The sequence below is a fragment of the Pseudomonas hunanensis genome, from assembly GCF_013393325.1.
Classification (GTDB): Bacteria; Pseudomonadota; Gammaproteobacteria; order Pseudomonadales; family Pseudomonadaceae; genus Aquipseudomonas; species Aquipseudomonas putida_P.
Genome location: NZ_QJRC01000092.1, coordinates 11,011 through 26,266, shown reverse-complemented (window position 1 = coordinate 26,266; position 15,256 = coordinate 11,011). Strand labels below are relative to the sequence as shown.

14 protein-coding genes are annotated in these 15,256 nt (G+C 63.5%); 6 read left to right on the top strand and 8 right to left on the bottom strand.

Going from position 1 to position 15,256, the window contains the following annotated elements:
- Positions 1-68 precede the first annotated feature (68 nt).
- Positions 69-647, bottom strand: a complete 579-nt coding sequence (locus DM807_RS14975; RefSeq protein WP_012271805.1) for a flavin reductase family protein — start codon at positions 645-647, stop codon at positions 69-71.
- A 196-nt stretch (positions 648-843) separates the two neighbouring features.
- Between DM807_RS14975 and DM807_RS14970 the strand changes: the two genes are divergently transcribed.
- Together DM807_RS14970 and pdxR are read left to right on the top strand one after the other, a co-directional pair.
- Positions 844-1,182: a hypothetical protein gene (locus DM807_RS14970; RefSeq protein WP_060493388.1), complete on the top strand. Its 339-nt coding sequence runs from the start codon at positions 844-846 to the stop codon at positions 1,180-1,182.
- A gap of 83 nt (positions 1,183-1,265) precedes the next feature.
- Positions 1,266-2,699: a MocR-like pyridoxine biosynthesis transcription factor PdxR gene (gene pdxR, locus DM807_RS14965; RefSeq protein WP_041166468.1), complete on the top strand. Its 1,434-nt coding sequence runs from the start codon at positions 1,266-1,268 to the stop codon at positions 2,697-2,699.
- Here pdxR and DM807_RS14960 read toward each other — a convergent pair.
- Positions 2,692-3,888, bottom strand: coding sequence for a CynX/NimT family MFS transporter (locus DM807_RS14960; protein WP_060515632.1), 1,197 nt, complete (start codon positions 3,886-3,888; stop codon positions 2,692-2,694). The two genes, pdxR and DM807_RS14960, sit on opposite strands and share 8 nt — an antisense overlap.
- 200 nt (positions 3,889-4,088) lie before the next feature.
- Here DM807_RS14960 and DM807_RS14955 point away from each other — a divergent pair, with 200 nt between their 5' ends.
- Complete coding sequence (locus DM807_RS14955) at positions 4,089-4,526, top strand: carboxymuconolactone decarboxylase family protein (protein ID WP_012271801.1); 438 nt, start codon at positions 4,089-4,091, stop codon at positions 4,524-4,526.
- A 4-nt stretch (positions 4,527-4,530) separates the two neighbouring features.
- Here DM807_RS14955 and DM807_RS14950 read toward each other — a convergent pair whose 3' ends face one another.
- Positions 4,531-5,550, bottom strand: coding sequence for an AraC family transcriptional regulator (locus tag DM807_RS14950; RefSeq protein WP_012271800.1), 1,020 nt, complete (start codon positions 5,548-5,550; stop codon positions 4,531-4,533).
- A 170-nt stretch (positions 5,551-5,720) separates the two neighbouring features.
- Between DM807_RS14950 and DM807_RS14945 the strand changes: the two genes are divergently transcribed.
- The 3 genes from DM807_RS14945 to DM807_RS14935 are packed head-to-tail and all read left to right on the top strand — an operon-like array spanning position 5,721 to position 8,361.
- Positions 5,721-6,905, top strand: a complete 1,185-nt coding sequence (locus DM807_RS14945) for an acetyl-CoA C-acyltransferase family protein (RefSeq protein WP_060493391.1) — start codon at positions 5,721-5,723, stop codon at positions 6,903-6,905.
- 13 nt (positions 6,906-6,918) lie between these two features.
- Positions 6,919-7,767, top strand: a complete 849-nt coding sequence (locus DM807_RS14940; RefSeq protein WP_012271798.1) for a 3-hydroxybutyryl-CoA dehydrogenase — start codon at positions 6,919-6,921, stop codon at positions 7,765-7,767.
- A gap of 12 nt (positions 7,768-7,779) precedes the next feature.
- Positions 7,780-8,361, top strand: coding sequence for a TetR/AcrR family transcriptional regulator (locus DM807_RS14935; protein WP_060515712.1), 582 nt, complete (start codon positions 7,780-7,782; stop codon positions 8,359-8,361).
- A gap of 150 nt (positions 8,362-8,511) precedes the next feature.
- On the opposite strand, the gene DM807_RS14930 is transcribed toward DM807_RS14935, so the two are convergent.
- The 5 genes from DM807_RS14930 to DM807_RS14910 are packed head-to-tail and all read right to left on the bottom strand — an operon-like array spanning position 8,512 to position 15,011.
- Positions 8,512-8,889, bottom strand: a complete 378-nt coding sequence (locus DM807_RS14930) for a response regulator (protein WP_009686481.1) — start codon at positions 8,887-8,889, stop codon at positions 8,512-8,514.
- A 44-nt stretch (positions 8,890-8,933) separates the two neighbouring features.
- Positions 8,934-10,160, bottom strand: coding sequence for a hybrid sensor histidine kinase/response regulator (locus tag DM807_RS14925; protein WP_179027500.1), 1,227 nt, complete (start codon positions 10,158-10,160; stop codon positions 8,934-8,936).
- Entirely contained in the window at positions 10,154-10,729 is a 576-nt protein-coding gene (locus tag DM807_RS14920; RefSeq protein ID WP_012271795.1) for a chemotaxis protein CheB, read from the bottom strand. The genes DM807_RS14925 and DM807_RS14920 overlap by 7 nt, the downstream gene beginning before the upstream one ends.
- Positions 10,726-11,547 carry a CheR family methyltransferase gene (locus DM807_RS14915; RefSeq protein ID WP_012271794.1) on the bottom strand — a complete coding sequence of 274 codons (822 nt, stop codon included), beginning with the start codon at positions 11,545-11,547 and terminating at the stop codon, positions 10,726-10,728. Before DM807_RS14915 ends, DM807_RS14920 begins: the two co-directional genes overlap by 4 nt.
- Positions 11,544-15,011 (bottom strand): response regulator, encoded by a 3,468-nt coding sequence (locus DM807_RS14910; RefSeq protein ID WP_041166467.1) that lies wholly within the window; start codon positions 15,009-15,011, stop codon positions 11,544-11,546. The genes DM807_RS14915 and DM807_RS14910 overlap by 4 nt, the downstream gene beginning before the upstream one ends.
- Positions 15,012-15,256: the final 245 nt, after the last annotated feature.

Genomic DNA, 15,256 nt, shown 5'->3' with positions numbered 1-15,256 from the left:
TCTGGGGCCTTACAGCCTGTTGCTATGCGGTTGGAGCGGGCATGCCCGCGAAGAAGCCAACACAGGTGTTACTGCGGCTCAACCACCACCGCCTCGCCAATCGCATAAAAATGCCCACCCGCGACGTAGTGCAGGCTGCGCCACTGCGGGTCGGCACTTTCATAGGCCCAGTGCCCATCCCGGAACACCCGGTCATCCGCCCAGGCGGCCACCACTTCGCCTATGAACAAGTCATAGGTGTTCTGGTTATGCGGTTCGTCGATCACTCGGCACATCAACCACGCCGAGCAGCCTTGCACCAATGGCGCCGCATGCCCTTCGACCCTCGCCAGCTGCACACCGATGCTGGCCAGTTTGTCGGGCTGGTCGAACAGGCTGCGGGTCCCCACCTGGTGGGTCAGTTGCGCCTGCGCAGCGGTCGGCACCTGGATCACGAACCAGCCACTGCCCTCCACCAACTGCCGGGTGCGGGCGATCTTGTCGAGCACCACGGTTACCTTGGGCGGGTCGAAGTCCAGGGCACAAGCCCAGGCAGCTGCCATGACGTTGTCTACCCCCTCGTGGCTGGCCGACACCAGCACTGTCGGGCCGTGGTTCAACAGGCGATAGGCCTTTTTCAGGTCGACGGGCTGGAAATGGCTGTTCATGGCAATCCTCGGCAAGGCGGGTATCAGACGCCGAATTGTGCCGCAGACACCTGCCTCCCGCCAGTCAGCGGTGGCCTTCTAGCATCCTCAGAAATTTCCCACAAAGTTATAGGACGCGTCTTACTTGCTGCCACTGCGCGCAGAAAACAAGATCGGCACTGGACAACGCAAGGTCGCGATCCAGAGGAGGCTCCGTATGCACCTGTACGCCCGCTCCATTGCCGCACTGCGCAGCAGCCTGCGTGAAATGCTGGCCCACGACATCAGCAACCCCGATGAAGACCCTCACCTGTCGGGGGTGATGTTCTTCTGCGCCACCGACGAACACTCCCGGCAACTGGTCGAACGTATCGAGTTGCTGGCCAGCGAAGTGTTCTTCGACCCGAACGGGCGAGCCATCACAGAGCATCTGAAAGCTGCCGCGGTGGATGGCGTGCGCATCAAGCGCAGCCGCAAGGCACCGGCGGACGAGACAGTGATACGCATTGCACTGGCGGACAAAGGCTTTATCACCGTAAGCACCGCTCGGCTCTGAGTATCGGCATGCAGCCGTGCCTGAAGATATTGCGCACACCCCTGATCCGCTATCCTGAGCACTCCCCTGCCCTGGACCGCCCCATGGAACTGCACATTCGTCTGGAGGGCCGCAAAGGCCTGGCCGATCAGCTTTACCAGCAATTGCGCGACGGTATCGACAGCGGCCACTTGGCCGCCGGCACCCAACTGCCACCCACCCGCCTGCTGGCAGAACAACTGGGCGTCTCGCGCAAGACCGTGGCCGAAGCCTATTCACGGCTAACCTACGACAACCTGCTCAGCGGCGTGGTCGGCCGTGGCACCTTCGTCACCCCGCGCCATCCGCTGCGCAATAACGAAGCAGACACCATCCCCCTGGCCGGCGCCGCCTCCCTCGAGCGCTGGCAGCAACGCGCCACCGTGCTCGGCCAACGCCAGCTGCACGCACCCTCGCGCTATGACTTCGTCGGCGGTGCTTCGAGCAAAGCGCAGTTCCCGTTTGACCAGTGGCGCAGTTGCCTGAACTACGCGCTGCGCCGTAGCCAGCGCCACCCCGAGCGACAATTTCCGGCCCAGGGCCTGCCGGAGCTGCGCGAAGCCATTGCCCACCACATCGCCTACGCGCGCGGTGTGCACTGCAGCGCAGCCGACCTGCTGGTGTGCAACGGCGCCCAGCAGGCACTGGACCTGATCGCCCGGGTGCTGGTCGAGCCAGGCTGCCAGGTGGCGATGGAAGACCCCGGATACCCGCCGGCACGGCAACTGTTTCTGGCCCTGGGTGCAAGGCTGCAGTCGGTTCCGGTGGATGGAGAAGGCCTGTGCGTGGAGCAGATCGCCGACGGCACCCGGCTGATCTACGTGACGCCCTCGCACCAGTTCCCACTCGGCATGCCGATGAGCGAGCCACGCCGGCACGCCCTGCTGGCACGGGCTGCCGAGCTGGGCGCACTGATCATCGAAGACGATTACGACTGCGAATTCCGTTACCACGGGCCGGCCTCGGATGCACTCAAGCGCCTCGACCGCCATGGCCTGGTGGCTTATGTGGGGACTTTTTCCAAGACCTTGCTGCCCGAGCTGAGGCTGGGCTATGCCGTGTTGCCACCCGCCGTGTTGCAGGCCGCTTGCGTGGCCAAGCACCTCAGCGATTGGCACAGCCCGACCTTGCTGCAGTGGGCGCTGGCGCGCTTTCTGGGCGAAGGCCACCTGAACAAGCACATCCGCCGCTGCCACGAAGTCTACAGTGCCCGCCGTGAGCGTATCCTGGCACGCCTGGGCGGCGACCTGGCACCCTGGTTCAGCGCCATCCCCGCCAGCGCCGGCTTCCACCTCAGTGCCCTGGCCTCACCCGGGGTGGATGTGGAGTTGCTGGCCAACCTCGCACGCAAGGTGGAGGTCGGCCTGTATTCGCTGGCGCCGTTCTTCAGCGAAGCGCCGTTGCGCCCTGGGCTATTGCTGGGCTTCGGCGCCATCGAATTGCTGGACATCGACCCAGCACTGGACAGAGTGCGCGATACCCTGCAACGCCTCAGTTGACCGGTGCGGCCTTGCCCACTACCGCCGGGCGGGCGATGGCCGCCGCATAGCCACGCGGGTTGAAGCACACGGTCACCAGCAACATTGCCAGAACAGTCACGGTCAGCAGCGTCCACGAAGCCTGGAAGTCGCCACTGACATCACGCAGCCAGCCGGTGATGTACGGCACGATACCGGTGATGATAAAGCCGATGCCCTGCACGAACGCCGCCAGGCTGCCCGCCTCGGCAGGCGTTTTCAGGTGCTCCAGGGTCAGCGTCAGGCTTTGGCTGAAGCAGGCGCCCAGTCCAAAACCGATCATGGCTACCCACAGCCCCGAAGCCTGCGTAGGTACCAGCAGCAGGCCGAGGAATCCCGCCAGCTGGATTGCCAGCGCCAGCCACAGGCCTGGGCGCCGGTCGGCCCAACGCCGCAACAGCAGCGGCAGGCCGAGCGCACCTGCCACCTGGAACACGGTCATCAGGCCCACCAGATCGGCACCGCCCTGGGCGCTGCCGCCGTGCTCGGTGTGGTAAGCCGGCAACCAGGCCACCATGCTGGTGTAGCCGCCGTTGATCAGGCCGAAGTACAGGGCCAGCAACCACGCCCGGCGGGTGCCGAACCAATGCCCGCCAGTAGCCCCCGCCAACTTCGGCGCTTCCTGGCGCGGCCGCAGCACGGCCCAGGCCAGCACCGCCAGCACTGCCGGGATCGCCCACAGGCCCAGGCCGGCTTGCCAGTGACCGAAATGGCCGCTGATGTGTGGCCCGAGCACTGCAGCCAGGCCGCCGCCGCTCATCAGCGCGGCCGAATACAAGCCCATCGCCCCAGCCAAACGCCCGGGGAACCAGCGGTTGACCAGGCCCGGCATCATGCCCTGCACCACTGCCACGCCCAGGCCGGCGACCACCGCACTGGCGATCAGCGCCCAGGCACTGTCCAGCTGCAGGCGCCACAGGCAGGCCAGGGCAATCGCGGCCAGGCCCCCGAGCATACCGCCATGTTCGCTGACCCAGCGTCGCAGCCACGGTTGCAGCAACGGCACCAGGCCCATGCACAGCACCGGTAATGCCGTCAGCAAGGCGGCCTGCTGGTAGCCCAGGCCGGTGCTGGCGCGCATGGGTTCGAGTAACGGGCCGATACTGGTCAGGATCGGCCGCAAGTTCAGCGCCAGCAAAATCACCAGCAACAGGTTCAAGGCAGCTCTCATGGTGGATCTTTTCTCTTGTAGCAAGACCTGGCCATTATCCCGGCTTGGCTGGCCCGGCAGAAATAAAGAGATTGGATGCGTGTCAGTGGCCAGCTGAATGGGCGATTGGCCTCCTGATCATGCGAACGATTGGCTATCGGGGTGGCCAATGGTCGGCGCTACAGTAACGCCATTACCACCCCGCACCTTTGGAGATTGCCATGCACAACCGTATCGAATGGGCCAAACACGCACCCGAGGCCTACAAAGCCATGGTCGGCCTGGAGCAAGCCCTGGCCAAGAGTGGCCTTGAGAGTTCGTTGCTGGAGCTGGTACGCCTGCGCGCTTCGCAGATCAACGGCTGCGCCTACTGCGTCAACCTGCATGCCAACGATGCGCGCAAGGCGGGTGAAACCGAGGCACGTTTGCAGACCTTGTGCGTGTGGCGCGAAACCGCTTACTTCACACCGCGTGAACGTGCGGCGCTGGCCTGGGTCGAAAGCCTGACCCGCCTGCCAGAGCACGGCGCACCGCAGGGGCAATATGAAGCCTTGCAGGAGCACTTCGAGCCGGCCGAAGTGGCGAACCTGACCTTGGCGATTGCCACCATCAATGCCTGGAACCGCTTCGGGGTCGGCTTTGCCATGGTGCCGGCCTGATCATTCATTGATTGCCTGTACCGGCCAACCGCGCCCGATAGCTGCCGGGGCTGTGGCCGGTCCACTTCTTGAATGCCCGGTGAAACGCGCTGGGCTCTTGAAACCCCGCTTGCTCGGCAATTTCGGCAATGCTCAGCTCGCCTTCGCGCAACCGCTCGAAGGCCATCGCCCGGCGCACCTCATCCTTGATCTGCTGATAGGACCGCCCCTCACGCTCCAACTGCCGGCGGAACGTACTGGCACTGATCCCCTGCTGTTGCGCCAGGGCCGTCAACGTCGGCCACTGCCCATAGCGCAGGGCCCGCAGGTGCCGATACACCTCGGCCACCAGGCCGTTCTGGTTGCGAAAACGGATCACCAGCCCCTGCGGCGCACTGCGCAGAAAGGTCTTCAAGGCCGCCAGGTCCTGCACCACTGGCAGGCGCAGATAGGCGCTGTCGAACTCCACCTCGGTGCGCCCGCTGCCCAGGCGCAGGTCTGGCCCCCACAGCAGCAGGTCGTCCTCCTGGGCCGGACGTAACTCGGCCAGCTCGGTGCGATCGATGGCGATCCGCCGCCCGGCCAGCCAGCACAGCATGCCGATCATCAGCACCAGGTAGGTTTCCTCGGCATACACCCGAGTCAGCGGGTCGGCAATGTTCGACTGCACACTGATCAGCGCCCGCCCGCCACGTACGGTCAGGCTGCCCTGCAAATCACGCAGGAACAGGCCGAAACCGCCCATGCACTGGCGCAAGGCCTTTTCCAGGTTCGGTTCGAGGATCAAGCCCCGGCAGATCAGGGCAAAACTGCCCAGCGGCATGCCATGGCTGTCGAGGCGGAAAAATTCATCGTCCAGGCGCTGGATCAACGCCAGCCATAGCTGGGCGAACGCCTTGGCCGGCACCCGTGCCTGGGGCTGGTCGAGCAATTGCGGGGCGATGCCCACCGCCAGCAGCTGAGCGTCGCGCTCGGCGGGGCTGTCGCGCAGGGCATGGAGCATGGCGTTGAGGAAGTACACGGCGACCGAATCGCTATCGCGCATGGTGGTTTTCGCTGTCTATGCTGAGTGGCAAAAAGTGCCAGGTTGTTTGAACAGATCCGGCATAGGCTGCCACAGAGCCTTTGCCTAGACTCGGACCCACTCCGGGATATCGTCGGCCATTCTCGCAGAGCCTGGCCCAGTCCCGCCATGCCTTCGCAATCGGAGCCCCTATGAGCAGCGCAGAAATCTACGTCGTCAGTGCCGTCCGTTCAGCCATTGGTGGCTTCGGCGGTTCCCTCAAGGACCTGCCGCTGGCCGACCTGGCCAGTGCCGTGACCCGCGCCGCCATCGAGCGTTCGGGCCTTGCCGCCGAGCAAGTCGGCCACCTGGTGATGGGCACGGTGATCCCTACCGAACCACGTGACGCGTACCTTGCGCGGGTAGCGGCAATGAACGCCGGCATCCCCAAGGAAACCCCGGCATTCAACGTCAATCGCCTGTGCGGCTCTGGCCTGCAGGCCATCGTCTCGGCAGCCCAAGGCTTGCTGTTGGGCGACACCGAGGTGGCCGTGGCGGCCGGCGCCGAATCCATGAGCCGTGGCCCGTACCTGTTGCCACAGGCCCGCTGGGGGGCGCGCATGGGTGACTTGCAAGGCATCGACTACACCGTCGGCGTACTGCATGACCCGTTCCAGCACTTCCACATGGGCATCACCGCCGAAAACGTCTCGGCCAAGCACGGCATCACCCGCGAAATGCAGGACGAACTGGCCCTGACCAGCCAGCGCCGCGCCGCCCGTGCCATTGCCGAAGGCCGCTTCGACAGCCAGATCGTGCCGCTGGAGCTGAAAACCCGCAAAGGCAGTGTGCAGTTCAGTGTCGACGAACACGTACGTGGCGATGTCACCGCCGAACAACTGGCCGGCATGAAGCCGGTGTTCAAGAAAGACGGCACCGTTACCGCCGGCAACGCCAGCGGTATCAACGATGGCGCCGCCGGCCTGGTGCTGGCCACGGGTGACGCGGTGCGCCGCCTGGGCCTGAAGCCGCTGGCACGCCTGGTGGGTTATGCCCACGCCGGTGTCGAGCCCGAATTGATGGGCCTTGGGCCGATCCCGGCCACCCGCAAGGTGCTGGAAAAGACCGGCCTGAAGCTGCAGGACCTGGACGTGATCGAGTCCAACGAAGCTTTCGCCGCCCAGGCCTGCGCCGTGGCCCGCGAGTTGGGCTTCGACCCGGAAAAGGTCAACCCCAACGGCTCGGGCATTTCTCTGGGCCACCCGGTAGGCGCCACTGGCGCGATCATCGCCACCAAGGCCATCCATGAGCTGCAGCGCATCCAGGGCCGCTACGCCCTGGCCACCATGTGCATCGGTGGCGGCCAAGGCATCGCCGTTGTCTTCGAGCGCGTTTGAGGGAGCCTGGTACATGAGCATTGAACAGATCGCCGTGATCGGCGCCGGCACCATGGGCAACGGCATTGCCCAGGTGTGCGCGGTCGCCGGCTACCAGGTGCTGTTGGTGGATGTTTCCGACGCTGCGCTGGAGCGCGGTGTGGCCACCTTGAGCAAAAACCTGGAACGCCAGGTCAGCAAGGGCACCCTGGAAGCGGACAAGGCGGTGGCGGCGAAAGCACGCATCCGCACCAGCACCGACTACACCCAGCTCAGCAGTGCGCAGCTGGTGATCGAGGCCGCCACCGAGAACCTGCAGCTCAAGCAGCGCATCCTGCAACAAGTGGCCGCCAACGTCGCCGCCGACTGCCTGATCGCCACCAATACCTCGTCGCTGTCGGTCACCCAGCTGGCCGCCAGCATCGAACACCCCGAGCGCTTCATTGGCGTGCACTTCTTCAACCCGGTGCCAATGATGGCGCTGGTCGAGATCATTCGCGGCCTGCAGACCAGCGACAGCACCTACGCACAGGCGCTGGTGGTGACCGAAAAAGTCGGCAAGACGCCGATCACCGCTGGCAACCGCCCAGGCTTCGTGGTCAACCGCATCCTGGTGCCGATGATCAACGAGGCGATCTTCGTGCGCCAGGAAGGCCTGGCCAGTGCCGAGGACATCGACACCGGCATGCGCCTGGGCTGCAACCAGCCGATCGGCCCTCTGGCCCTGGCCGACCTGATTGGCCTGGATACCCTGCTGGCGATCATGGAGGCCTTCCATGAAGGCTTCAACGACAGCAAGTATCGTCCTGCCCCGCTGCTCAAGGAAATGGTCGCGGCCGGTTGGCTGGGGCGCAAGAGCGGTCGCGGTTTCTTCACTTACTGAGGACAAGGCGCCATGCCCCCGGTCAATGCCGCAATGCGCTGTGCCAACTTTGAAGAGCGACGTGACCGGGCCATGGCGCTGTTTGCCGAAAAGGGCTTTGGCCAGGTCAGCATGCGCGAGCTGGCGGCCCATGTGGGGCTGACCGCCGGCTCGCTGTACCATCACTTCCCCAGTAAGCAGGACCTGTTGTACGACTTGATCGAGGAGTTGTACGAGGAGCTGCAGGCCACCCTGGACCAAGGACGACGGGCCATGGCACGTGGTGCGTCGGCATTGAGCTGCCTGATTGCCGCGCACTGGCAGTTGCATGCCGAGCGCCCGCTGCAGTTTCGCCTGGCCGAGCGCGACCTGTGCTGCCTGAGCGATGACCAGCGGGCACGCCTGGCCTTGTTGCGCAAGCGTTACGAGGCGGGGTTGCTGAGGTTGATCGCGCCGCAGGCGGCGTTGCAGGGGGAGGCTTTGGTGGCCACCGCGCATGTTGTGGCGACGCTGCTGAACCAGTTGCCGGGGATGTTGAAGGCACTCCCCGAGGAACAGGGGCTGGGGTTGATGGAGAGCATGTTGATGGGTGGATTGGAGCGGACCCTGCGTTAGACACGGCCACTGTAGGAGCGGCCTTGTGTCGCGAAAGGGTCGCGAAGCGGCCCCAGGATTTCAGCCTGCAGCCGATGTTGCTGGGGCTGCTGCGCAGCCCTTTCGCGACACAAGGCCGCGCCTACAGGAATAGCGTTTTACCTGCAGGCTTCAGCGCAGCAGTGCCTGGATCTGCTCGTGCAAGGTATCCAGGTCGAATGGCTTGGCCAGGATCGGAGCCTTGCGGGTGATCGGGCTGCCAGACTCGAGAATCTCCGCCGGGTAGCCGCTGATGAAGATGACCTTCAAGTCCGGTCGTAACTTCACGGCGGGCTCGGCTATCTCCACCCCGGAGATACCTCCCGGCAAGCGGAAGTCCGTCACCATCAGGTCCAGGTGCGGTTTGCTGGCCAGGATAGCGAACGCCTGCTCGCCATCTTCGGCCACCAGTACGTGGTACCCCTCGCCCGCCAGGTAGTCGCGCAAAATCATGCGAATCGCCGGTTCATCCTCGACGACCAGAACCACATCTTGTGCATCTTCACTCATGTTAACGCCTTGAAATGCTTACAGTTGGCCATCAGACCCCAGGCTTACGCAGAGGTTGCCCGCGCCTGGTCGTTTTGTTGTTCGTGTTTTGCCAGCGGTAATTCCAAGGTGAAGGTGGCGCCTTTGCCCTCTTCACTTTCGACCTGTATACGCCCGCCGTGGGCCTGGACGATCTGTTCCGAAATATACAGCCCCAACCCCAACCCGCCACTGGCCTGCTGGGCGGCGACCCGCTCGAACTGCTGGAAAATGCGCTGCTGGTTGGCTGCATCAATGCCGATCCCCTGGTCTTGCACCTGCACACACGCCAGGCCGTCCTGTTTGAATACGCGCACCTGCACCGGCTTGCGTTCACCGTAACGCAACGCATTGGACAACAGGTTGGCTACCACTTGCTCAATGCGAAATTCGTCCCACTCGCCTTGCAGCGGTTCGCAGCGTTGCAGCTCCACGTAGGTTTCCAGCGCCGTGGCCTGGGCGGTGAAGTTCTCTACCAGCCCCCGCACCAGTTGCCCCAGGTCGAACACCTTGGGCCGCAGGGACAGTTTGCCGGTTCGGATGCGCGATACATCGAGCATGTCTTCGATCAGGCGTATCAGGCTGTTGATCTGCCGTTCGTCGCGCTCGACCATGGCCTGCAGCTTATCGCCACTGAAGGCAGCGAGGTTGCCGCGCGCCAGGTGCATCTTGCGCAGCTGGGTTTCCAGGATCAGCCCATTGAGTGGGGTGCGCACCTCGTGGGAGACGATCGACATGAAGTCATCACGCATGCGCACGGCATGTTCCAGCTCAACTCGCGCCGTCTGCAGTTGGGTCAGCAGCAGCTCCTGCTCCTGACGGCTGCGCTCCAATGCCTGCAATTGGCGGTCCAGCACTTTACGCTGGCGGTACAGGTCGACGAACACCGACACCTTGCTCTTCACCGCCAGGGTGTCGAGCGGCTTGTACAGGAAGTCCACTGCACCGCTCTCGTAGCCTTTGAAGGCATAGTTCATCTCGCGCCCGGCAGCAGTGACGAAGACGATGGGGATATTGCGGGTTTTTTCCGTGCCGCGCATCAGTTCGGCCAGCTCGAAGCCGTTCATGCCCGGCATCTGCACATCGAGGATGGCCAGGGCGAACTCGTGTTCAAGCAACAGCGACAACGCCGCTTCGGCAGACTGAGCCTGGTGCACCTCGCGGTCTTCTCCCTGGATCAGGGCGGCGAGGGCCAGCAGGTTCTCCGGCAGATCGTCGACGATCAGCAGTTTGGCGATGGTGTGGCTTAGCATGCGCTGGGTTCCAGGGCGGCGAGCAATTGCTCGATGCCACTCAGAGAAAGAATATGGTCGGGCTGGTGCAGGGCCAGGGCGGCCTCCGGCATCAGCGCAACCTGTGCGTCACGAGGGTCCTGGACGAGGGTCCTGCCCCCATTGTTCTTGATATAGGCAAGCCCTTGGGCGCCGTCTTCATTGGCACCGGTGAGCAGCACACCAAGCAGGCCGTCGCCATAGGCGTCGGCAGCGGACATGAACAGGTAGTCGATTGCCGGCCTGGAAAAATGCACCGGCGGCTCCTGGCTCAACGACAGGGTGAAATCACGCTCCACCGACAGGTGGTAGCCGGGCCCGGCCACGTAGATCAGGCCGGGGCGCAATGGCTCCTTGTCCTGTGCCTCGTGCACCGGCCGGTGCAGACGGCGCTGCAGCACTGCAGCCAACTGACTGTGGCGGTTATCCGGCAAATGCAGCACGCACAGCACAGGGATGGCGAAGCTGGCCGGCAACCCGCCCAGCACCGTGAACAACGCCGTCACGCCGCCTGCCGAGGCACCGATCACCACCGCACGCACGCCGTTCATGATTTACGGTAGATCCGCTCGGGTTTGACCAGCGGCTCAAAACGCTCGCTGTAGGCCGAGAAGTCCACCGACTCCTTGCTGCCCAGCACCAGGAAGCCGCGGTGGCACAACGACTCGTGGAACAACCCGAGGGCGCGATCCTGCAGCTCCTTGTTGAAGTAGATGAGCACGTTGCGGCACGACACCAACTGGGTTTCGGAAAACACGCTGTCGGTGGCCAGGCTGTGGTCGGCAAAGGTCACGTTGTCGCGCAGGGTGCTGTCCATGATGGCGTTGCCGTAGGCCGCCGTGTAGTACTCGGAAAAGTCCCGGCGACCACCGGCCATGCGGTAGTTCTCGGCGTACTCGCGCATGCTCTGCATCGAGTAGATGCCCTGCTTGGCCTTGTCCAGCGAATGCGGGTTGATGTCGGTGGCGTAGATGATGGTGCGTTCCAGCAGGCCCTCTTCACGCAGCAGGATGGCCATCGAATACACCTCCTCGCCCGTGCTGCAGCCGGCAATCCACACCTTGATCGACGGCCAGGTGCGCAGCAGCGGCACCACTTCGTTACGCAACGCCAGGAAGTGCCCCGGGTCGCGAAACATCTCGCTGACAGGGATCGTCAGGTACTGCAGCAACTGCATGAACATGCCGGGGTCGTGCAGCACGCGCTCTTGCAGCGCCGACACCGTCAAGCAGTCGAACTGGCGCAGCGCGTGCAGGATCCGGCGCTTGATCGAAGCGCCGGAATAGTTGCGAAAATCGTAGCTGTACTTGAGGTAGATGGCCTCGATCAGCAAGCGGATTTCGATGTCGGTATTACGTTCGCTAGTCAAATTCGCTCCAGTTGCGGCAACCATACACGGATCAACGAGAACAGACGGTCCAGGTCGATCGGCTTGGCCAGGTAATCATTGGCCCCGGCCTGCAGGCAACGCTGCTGGTCATCCTTCATGGCCTTGGCGGTCACGGCGATGATCGGCAGCTTGCGCCAGCGCGGTTGCTGGCGGATCAGGCGGGTGGCCTCGAAACCGTCCATTTCCGGCATCATCACGTCCATCAGCACCAGGTCGATGTCGTCATGCTGCTCCAGGCGTTCGATGGCCTCACGGCCGTTACGGCCGATCTCGACGATTGCGCCCTTGTGCTCCAGGGCGCTGGTGAGGGCGAAGATGTTACGCACATCATCGTCTACCAGCAGCACCTTGCGCCCCTCGAACACCTTGTCGCGGCTGCGGGCGGTCTTGAGCATGCGCTGGCGCTCGTTGGACAGCTGCGACTCGACCTTGTGCAGGAACAGCGTCACTTCGTCGAGCAGGCGCTCCGGCGAGCGCGCACCCTTGATGATGATCGAGCGCGAGTACTTGAGCAGGTCGGCTTCTTCTTCGCGGGTCAGGTTGCGCCCGGTGTACACGATCACCGGCGGGAAGGAACGGATATCCTCGGCGGTCATGCGCTTGAGCAGCTCGTTGCCAAGCATGTCCGGCAGCTTCAGGTCGATGATCATGCAGTCGTAGATGTTCTCGCGCAGCAGCGCAAGCGCGTCCTGGGCAAACGCCACGGCGGTGATCTCGACATCGTCGTCGCCGATCAGCCGGGCAATGCTCTCGCGCTGCAGGTCGTCGTCTTCCACCAGCAGGATGTGCTTGAGCTTCTGGGTCAGTTTGGCTTCCAGGCGCGCGAACACTTCCTTGAGCTCTTCGCGGCTGGTGGGCTTGACCGCATAACCGACAGCGCCCATGTGCATGGCGGCCTCGACCCGGTCTTCCACAGAAATGATATGCACCGGAATATGCCGGGTGCCGGCTTGCTCCTTCAGGCGTTGCAGCACGGTCAGGCCGGAATGGTCGGGCAGGCGCATGTCCAGCAGGATCGCATCGGGGATGTACTGGGCGGCCAGCTCGAAGCCTTCGTCGGCGCCCTGCGCCACCAGGCAGCTGTAACCCAGCTCGTGGGCCAGGTCGAAGAGGATGCGGGCAAAGTTCGGTTCGTCTTCGATCACCAGGATGCAGCGGTTGCTGAACGGTGCGCGCTCGCGGTCGTCGACAAATGCCAATGCCGGGCGTTTTGGCGCTGACACCACCGGCACCTGCGGCGCGGGTGGCAACGTATCGACCGCCGGACGCAGGCTGAGCGGCTCGACGTCCTGCGCCAGGCGCTCATAGTGCTCCGGCAGAATCAGACTGAACACGCTGCCCTGGCCGGGGCTGCTGTCGACGTTGATCTGCCCGCCGAGCAAATGCGCCAGGTCTCGGGAAATCGACAGGCCCAGGCCGGTGCCGCCATAACGGCGGTTGCTGGTGCCATCGACCTGATGGAAGGCACCGAAAATCGCCTGCTGCTGGTCGGCCGCAATGCCGATACCAGTATCGCGCACGGCAAACACGATGCCCGTGCCAGGCTGGTAGCCAATGTTCAGGCTGACCTTGCCACGCTCAGTGAACTTGATGGCATTGGACAGCAGGTTCTTGAGGATCTGTTCAAGGCGCTGGCGGTCGGTGAACAGGGTGGCCGGCACCTGTGCCTCGGCCGTTACCTCGAAGGCCAGGCCCTTGTGCCCGGCCAGCGGTTCGAACATCCCGCGCAGGCCCTCGACCAGGCGCTCCACCTGGGTGCTTTCTGGCCGCACTTCGAGCTTGCCGGCCTCGACCTTGGCGATATCGAGAATATCGTTGATCAAGTTGAGCAGGTCGTTACCAGCCGAGTAGATCGACTCGGCAAACTTCACCTGCTCGTCGCTGAGGTTGCCTTCGGCGTTCTCCGCCAGCAGCTTGGCCAGGATCAGCGAGCTGTTCAGCGGCGTGCGCAGTTCGTGGGACATGTTGGCGAGGAATTCGGACTTGTACTTGCTAGAGCGCTGCAACTCGTCGGCACGTGCCTGCAGTTCTTCCTGGGCCTGGACCAGTTCGTCATTCTTGCGGTCCAGCGCCTCGGTACGCTCGGACAACTGCTCGTTGGTCTGCTCCAGTTCCGCCTGCTGGGTTTCCAGGTGGGCCTGGGACTCCTTGAGCACGCGCGATTGCTCTTCCAGCTCTTCGTTAGCGGTTTTCAGTTCTTCCTGCTGCACTTGCAGCTCTTCGTTCAACTGCTGGGTCTCGGCCAGCACTTCCTGCAAACGCTGACGGTAGCGGGCGCTTTCGATGGAAATGCCCAGGTTGCCGCCCAGTCGCTCCATCAGCTCGTTGTCGCGCGCCTGCAAAGGCCGCAGGAAGCCCAGTTCGACCACGCCGTTGATCCCACCATCGTCGATCGCAGGCATCAGCAAGGCATTACGTGGCAGGCCGCTGCCGAGGCCGGAACTCAGGCGATAGTAGTCTTCGGGCAGGTCTTCAAGGCACAGCAGGCGACCTTCGCGCACCGCTTGTGCCAACAGGCCATCATGATCGCCCTTTACCTGCTCCCGAGCCTGCTCTTCAGCATCCAGGCCATAGGTAGCCACCCGTACCAGGCGGCCATGCTCATCACGCACATACACCGCCCCCACCACACTGCCCATGTAAGCGGCAAAAAAGCGCAGGATGTTGTCACCCAGCATCGGCAGGGTCAGTTGGCCCAGTACCTGTTCGGCCAGCTGGGTCTGCCCGTTGCGCAGCCAGGCCTGGTGCTCCAGGCGCTCGGCCGCACGCTGCTGGGCCTTGGCGTTTTCTTCGTAGCTGCCAGACAGCGCCAGCAGGTCGCGCCGGCCCAGGTAGGCGAGCAAGGCACTCAGGCCGACGATGAACAGCACGAACACCGAAATGGCCGTGACGGTAACGCTGCTGACCTTTTCGTTACGGGCCATGCGCAATTGCTGTTCAGTGCCGATCAGGCCGTCGAACTCCTTGCGGATCTCGTCGGTCAGGCGCTTGCCGCGGCCATTGCCGATCGATGCCTGATAGTCGCCTTGGGTGCGGCGCAGGGCAATCATCTCGCTGCCGAAGGTGTTCCAGGCTTGCTGCAAGGCGATCAGCCGGTCGATACGGTCGACCTGCTGCGGGTTGTCTTCGACCATGCCACGCAGGCTTTGCAGGCTGCCGAGAATGCGCGGCTTGGCCACCTCGTAGGGGTCAAGGAAACGCTCGTCGCCCGTGATCAGGAAACCGCGCATGCCGGTTTCCATGTCGATCGACAGCTTGACCGTTTCGTTGGCATTGCCGATCACCCGGTCGGTGTGCTCGACCCACTGCATGGCTGAGAGCAGGTAGTTGATCACCGCGACGAAGGCCACGGCCCCCAGCAGGCCCACCCCCAGAGGGAGGCCGATGTTGCGGCTCAACAGCTTGCGAAAGCTGCGCTGGTCCATCGAGGCTGATTGAATCATGAGAAAACGCCCGAGCAAGAAAAGTCCATTGAAAAGAGTGGCCGATCAGTCATTGTTGTTATCTGCCACTGCGCCGTCCTGATAAGCGAGTCTAACCAGCTTTGACGGGTCTGGCAGGGCATTTAGCCAGTATTTGAAGGTTGCGTTCGGGAATCGTTCCATCTATTTGCATGGATCGGTATCCTCGGGAACTTCTGATGCCGCGCGGTGCACAGATTAAAGACACTCATTTGTACAGGATCCGA

Bases quoted from the DNA above. Each gene is read 5' to 3' on its own strand.
- DM807_RS14975 (WP_012271805.1), bottom strand. From the start codon at position 647: ATGAACAGCCATTTCCAGCCCGTCGACCTGAAAAAGGCCTATCGCCTG.
- DM807_RS14970 (WP_060493388.1), top strand. From the start codon at position 844: ATGCACCTGTACGCCCGCTCCATTGCCGCACTGCGCAGCAGCCTGCGT.
- pdxR (WP_041166468.1), top strand. From the start codon at position 1,266: ATGGAACTGCACATTCGTCTGGAGGGCCGCAAAGGCCTGGCCGATCAG.
- DM807_RS14960 (WP_060515632.1), bottom strand. From the start codon at position 3,888: ATGAGAGCTGCCTTGAACCTGTTGCTGGTGATTTTGCTGGCGCTGAAC.
- DM807_RS14955 (WP_012271801.1), top strand. From the start codon at position 4,089: ATGCACAACCGTATCGAATGGGCCAAACACGCACCCGAGGCCTACAAA.
- DM807_RS14950 (WP_012271800.1), bottom strand. From the start codon at position 5,550: ATGCGCGATAGCGATTCGGTCGCCGTGTACTTCCTCAACGCCATGCTC.
- DM807_RS14945 (WP_060493391.1), top strand. From the start codon at position 5,721: ATGAGCAGCGCAGAAATCTACGTCGTCAGTGCCGTCCGTTCAGCCATT.
- DM807_RS14940 (WP_012271798.1), top strand. From the start codon at position 6,919: ATGAGCATTGAACAGATCGCCGTGATCGGCGCCGGCACCATGGGCAAC.
- DM807_RS14935 (WP_060515712.1), top strand. From the start codon at position 7,780: ATGCCCCCGGTCAATGCCGCAATGCGCTGTGCCAACTTTGAAGAGCGA.
- DM807_RS14930 (WP_009686481.1), bottom strand. From the start codon at position 8,889: ATGAGTGAAGATGCACAAGATGTGGTTCTGGTCGTCGAGGATGAACCG.
- DM807_RS14925 (WP_179027500.1), bottom strand. From the start codon at position 10,160: ATGCTAAGCCACACCATCGCCAAACTGCTGATCGTCGACGATCTGCCG.
- DM807_RS14920 (WP_012271795.1), bottom strand. From the start codon at position 10,729: ATGAACGGCGTGCGTGCGGTGGTGATCGGTGCCTCGGCAGGCGGCGTG.
- DM807_RS14910 (WP_041166467.1), bottom strand. From the start codon at position 15,011: ATGATTCAATCAGCCTCGATGGACCAGCGCAGCTTTCGCAAGCTGTTG.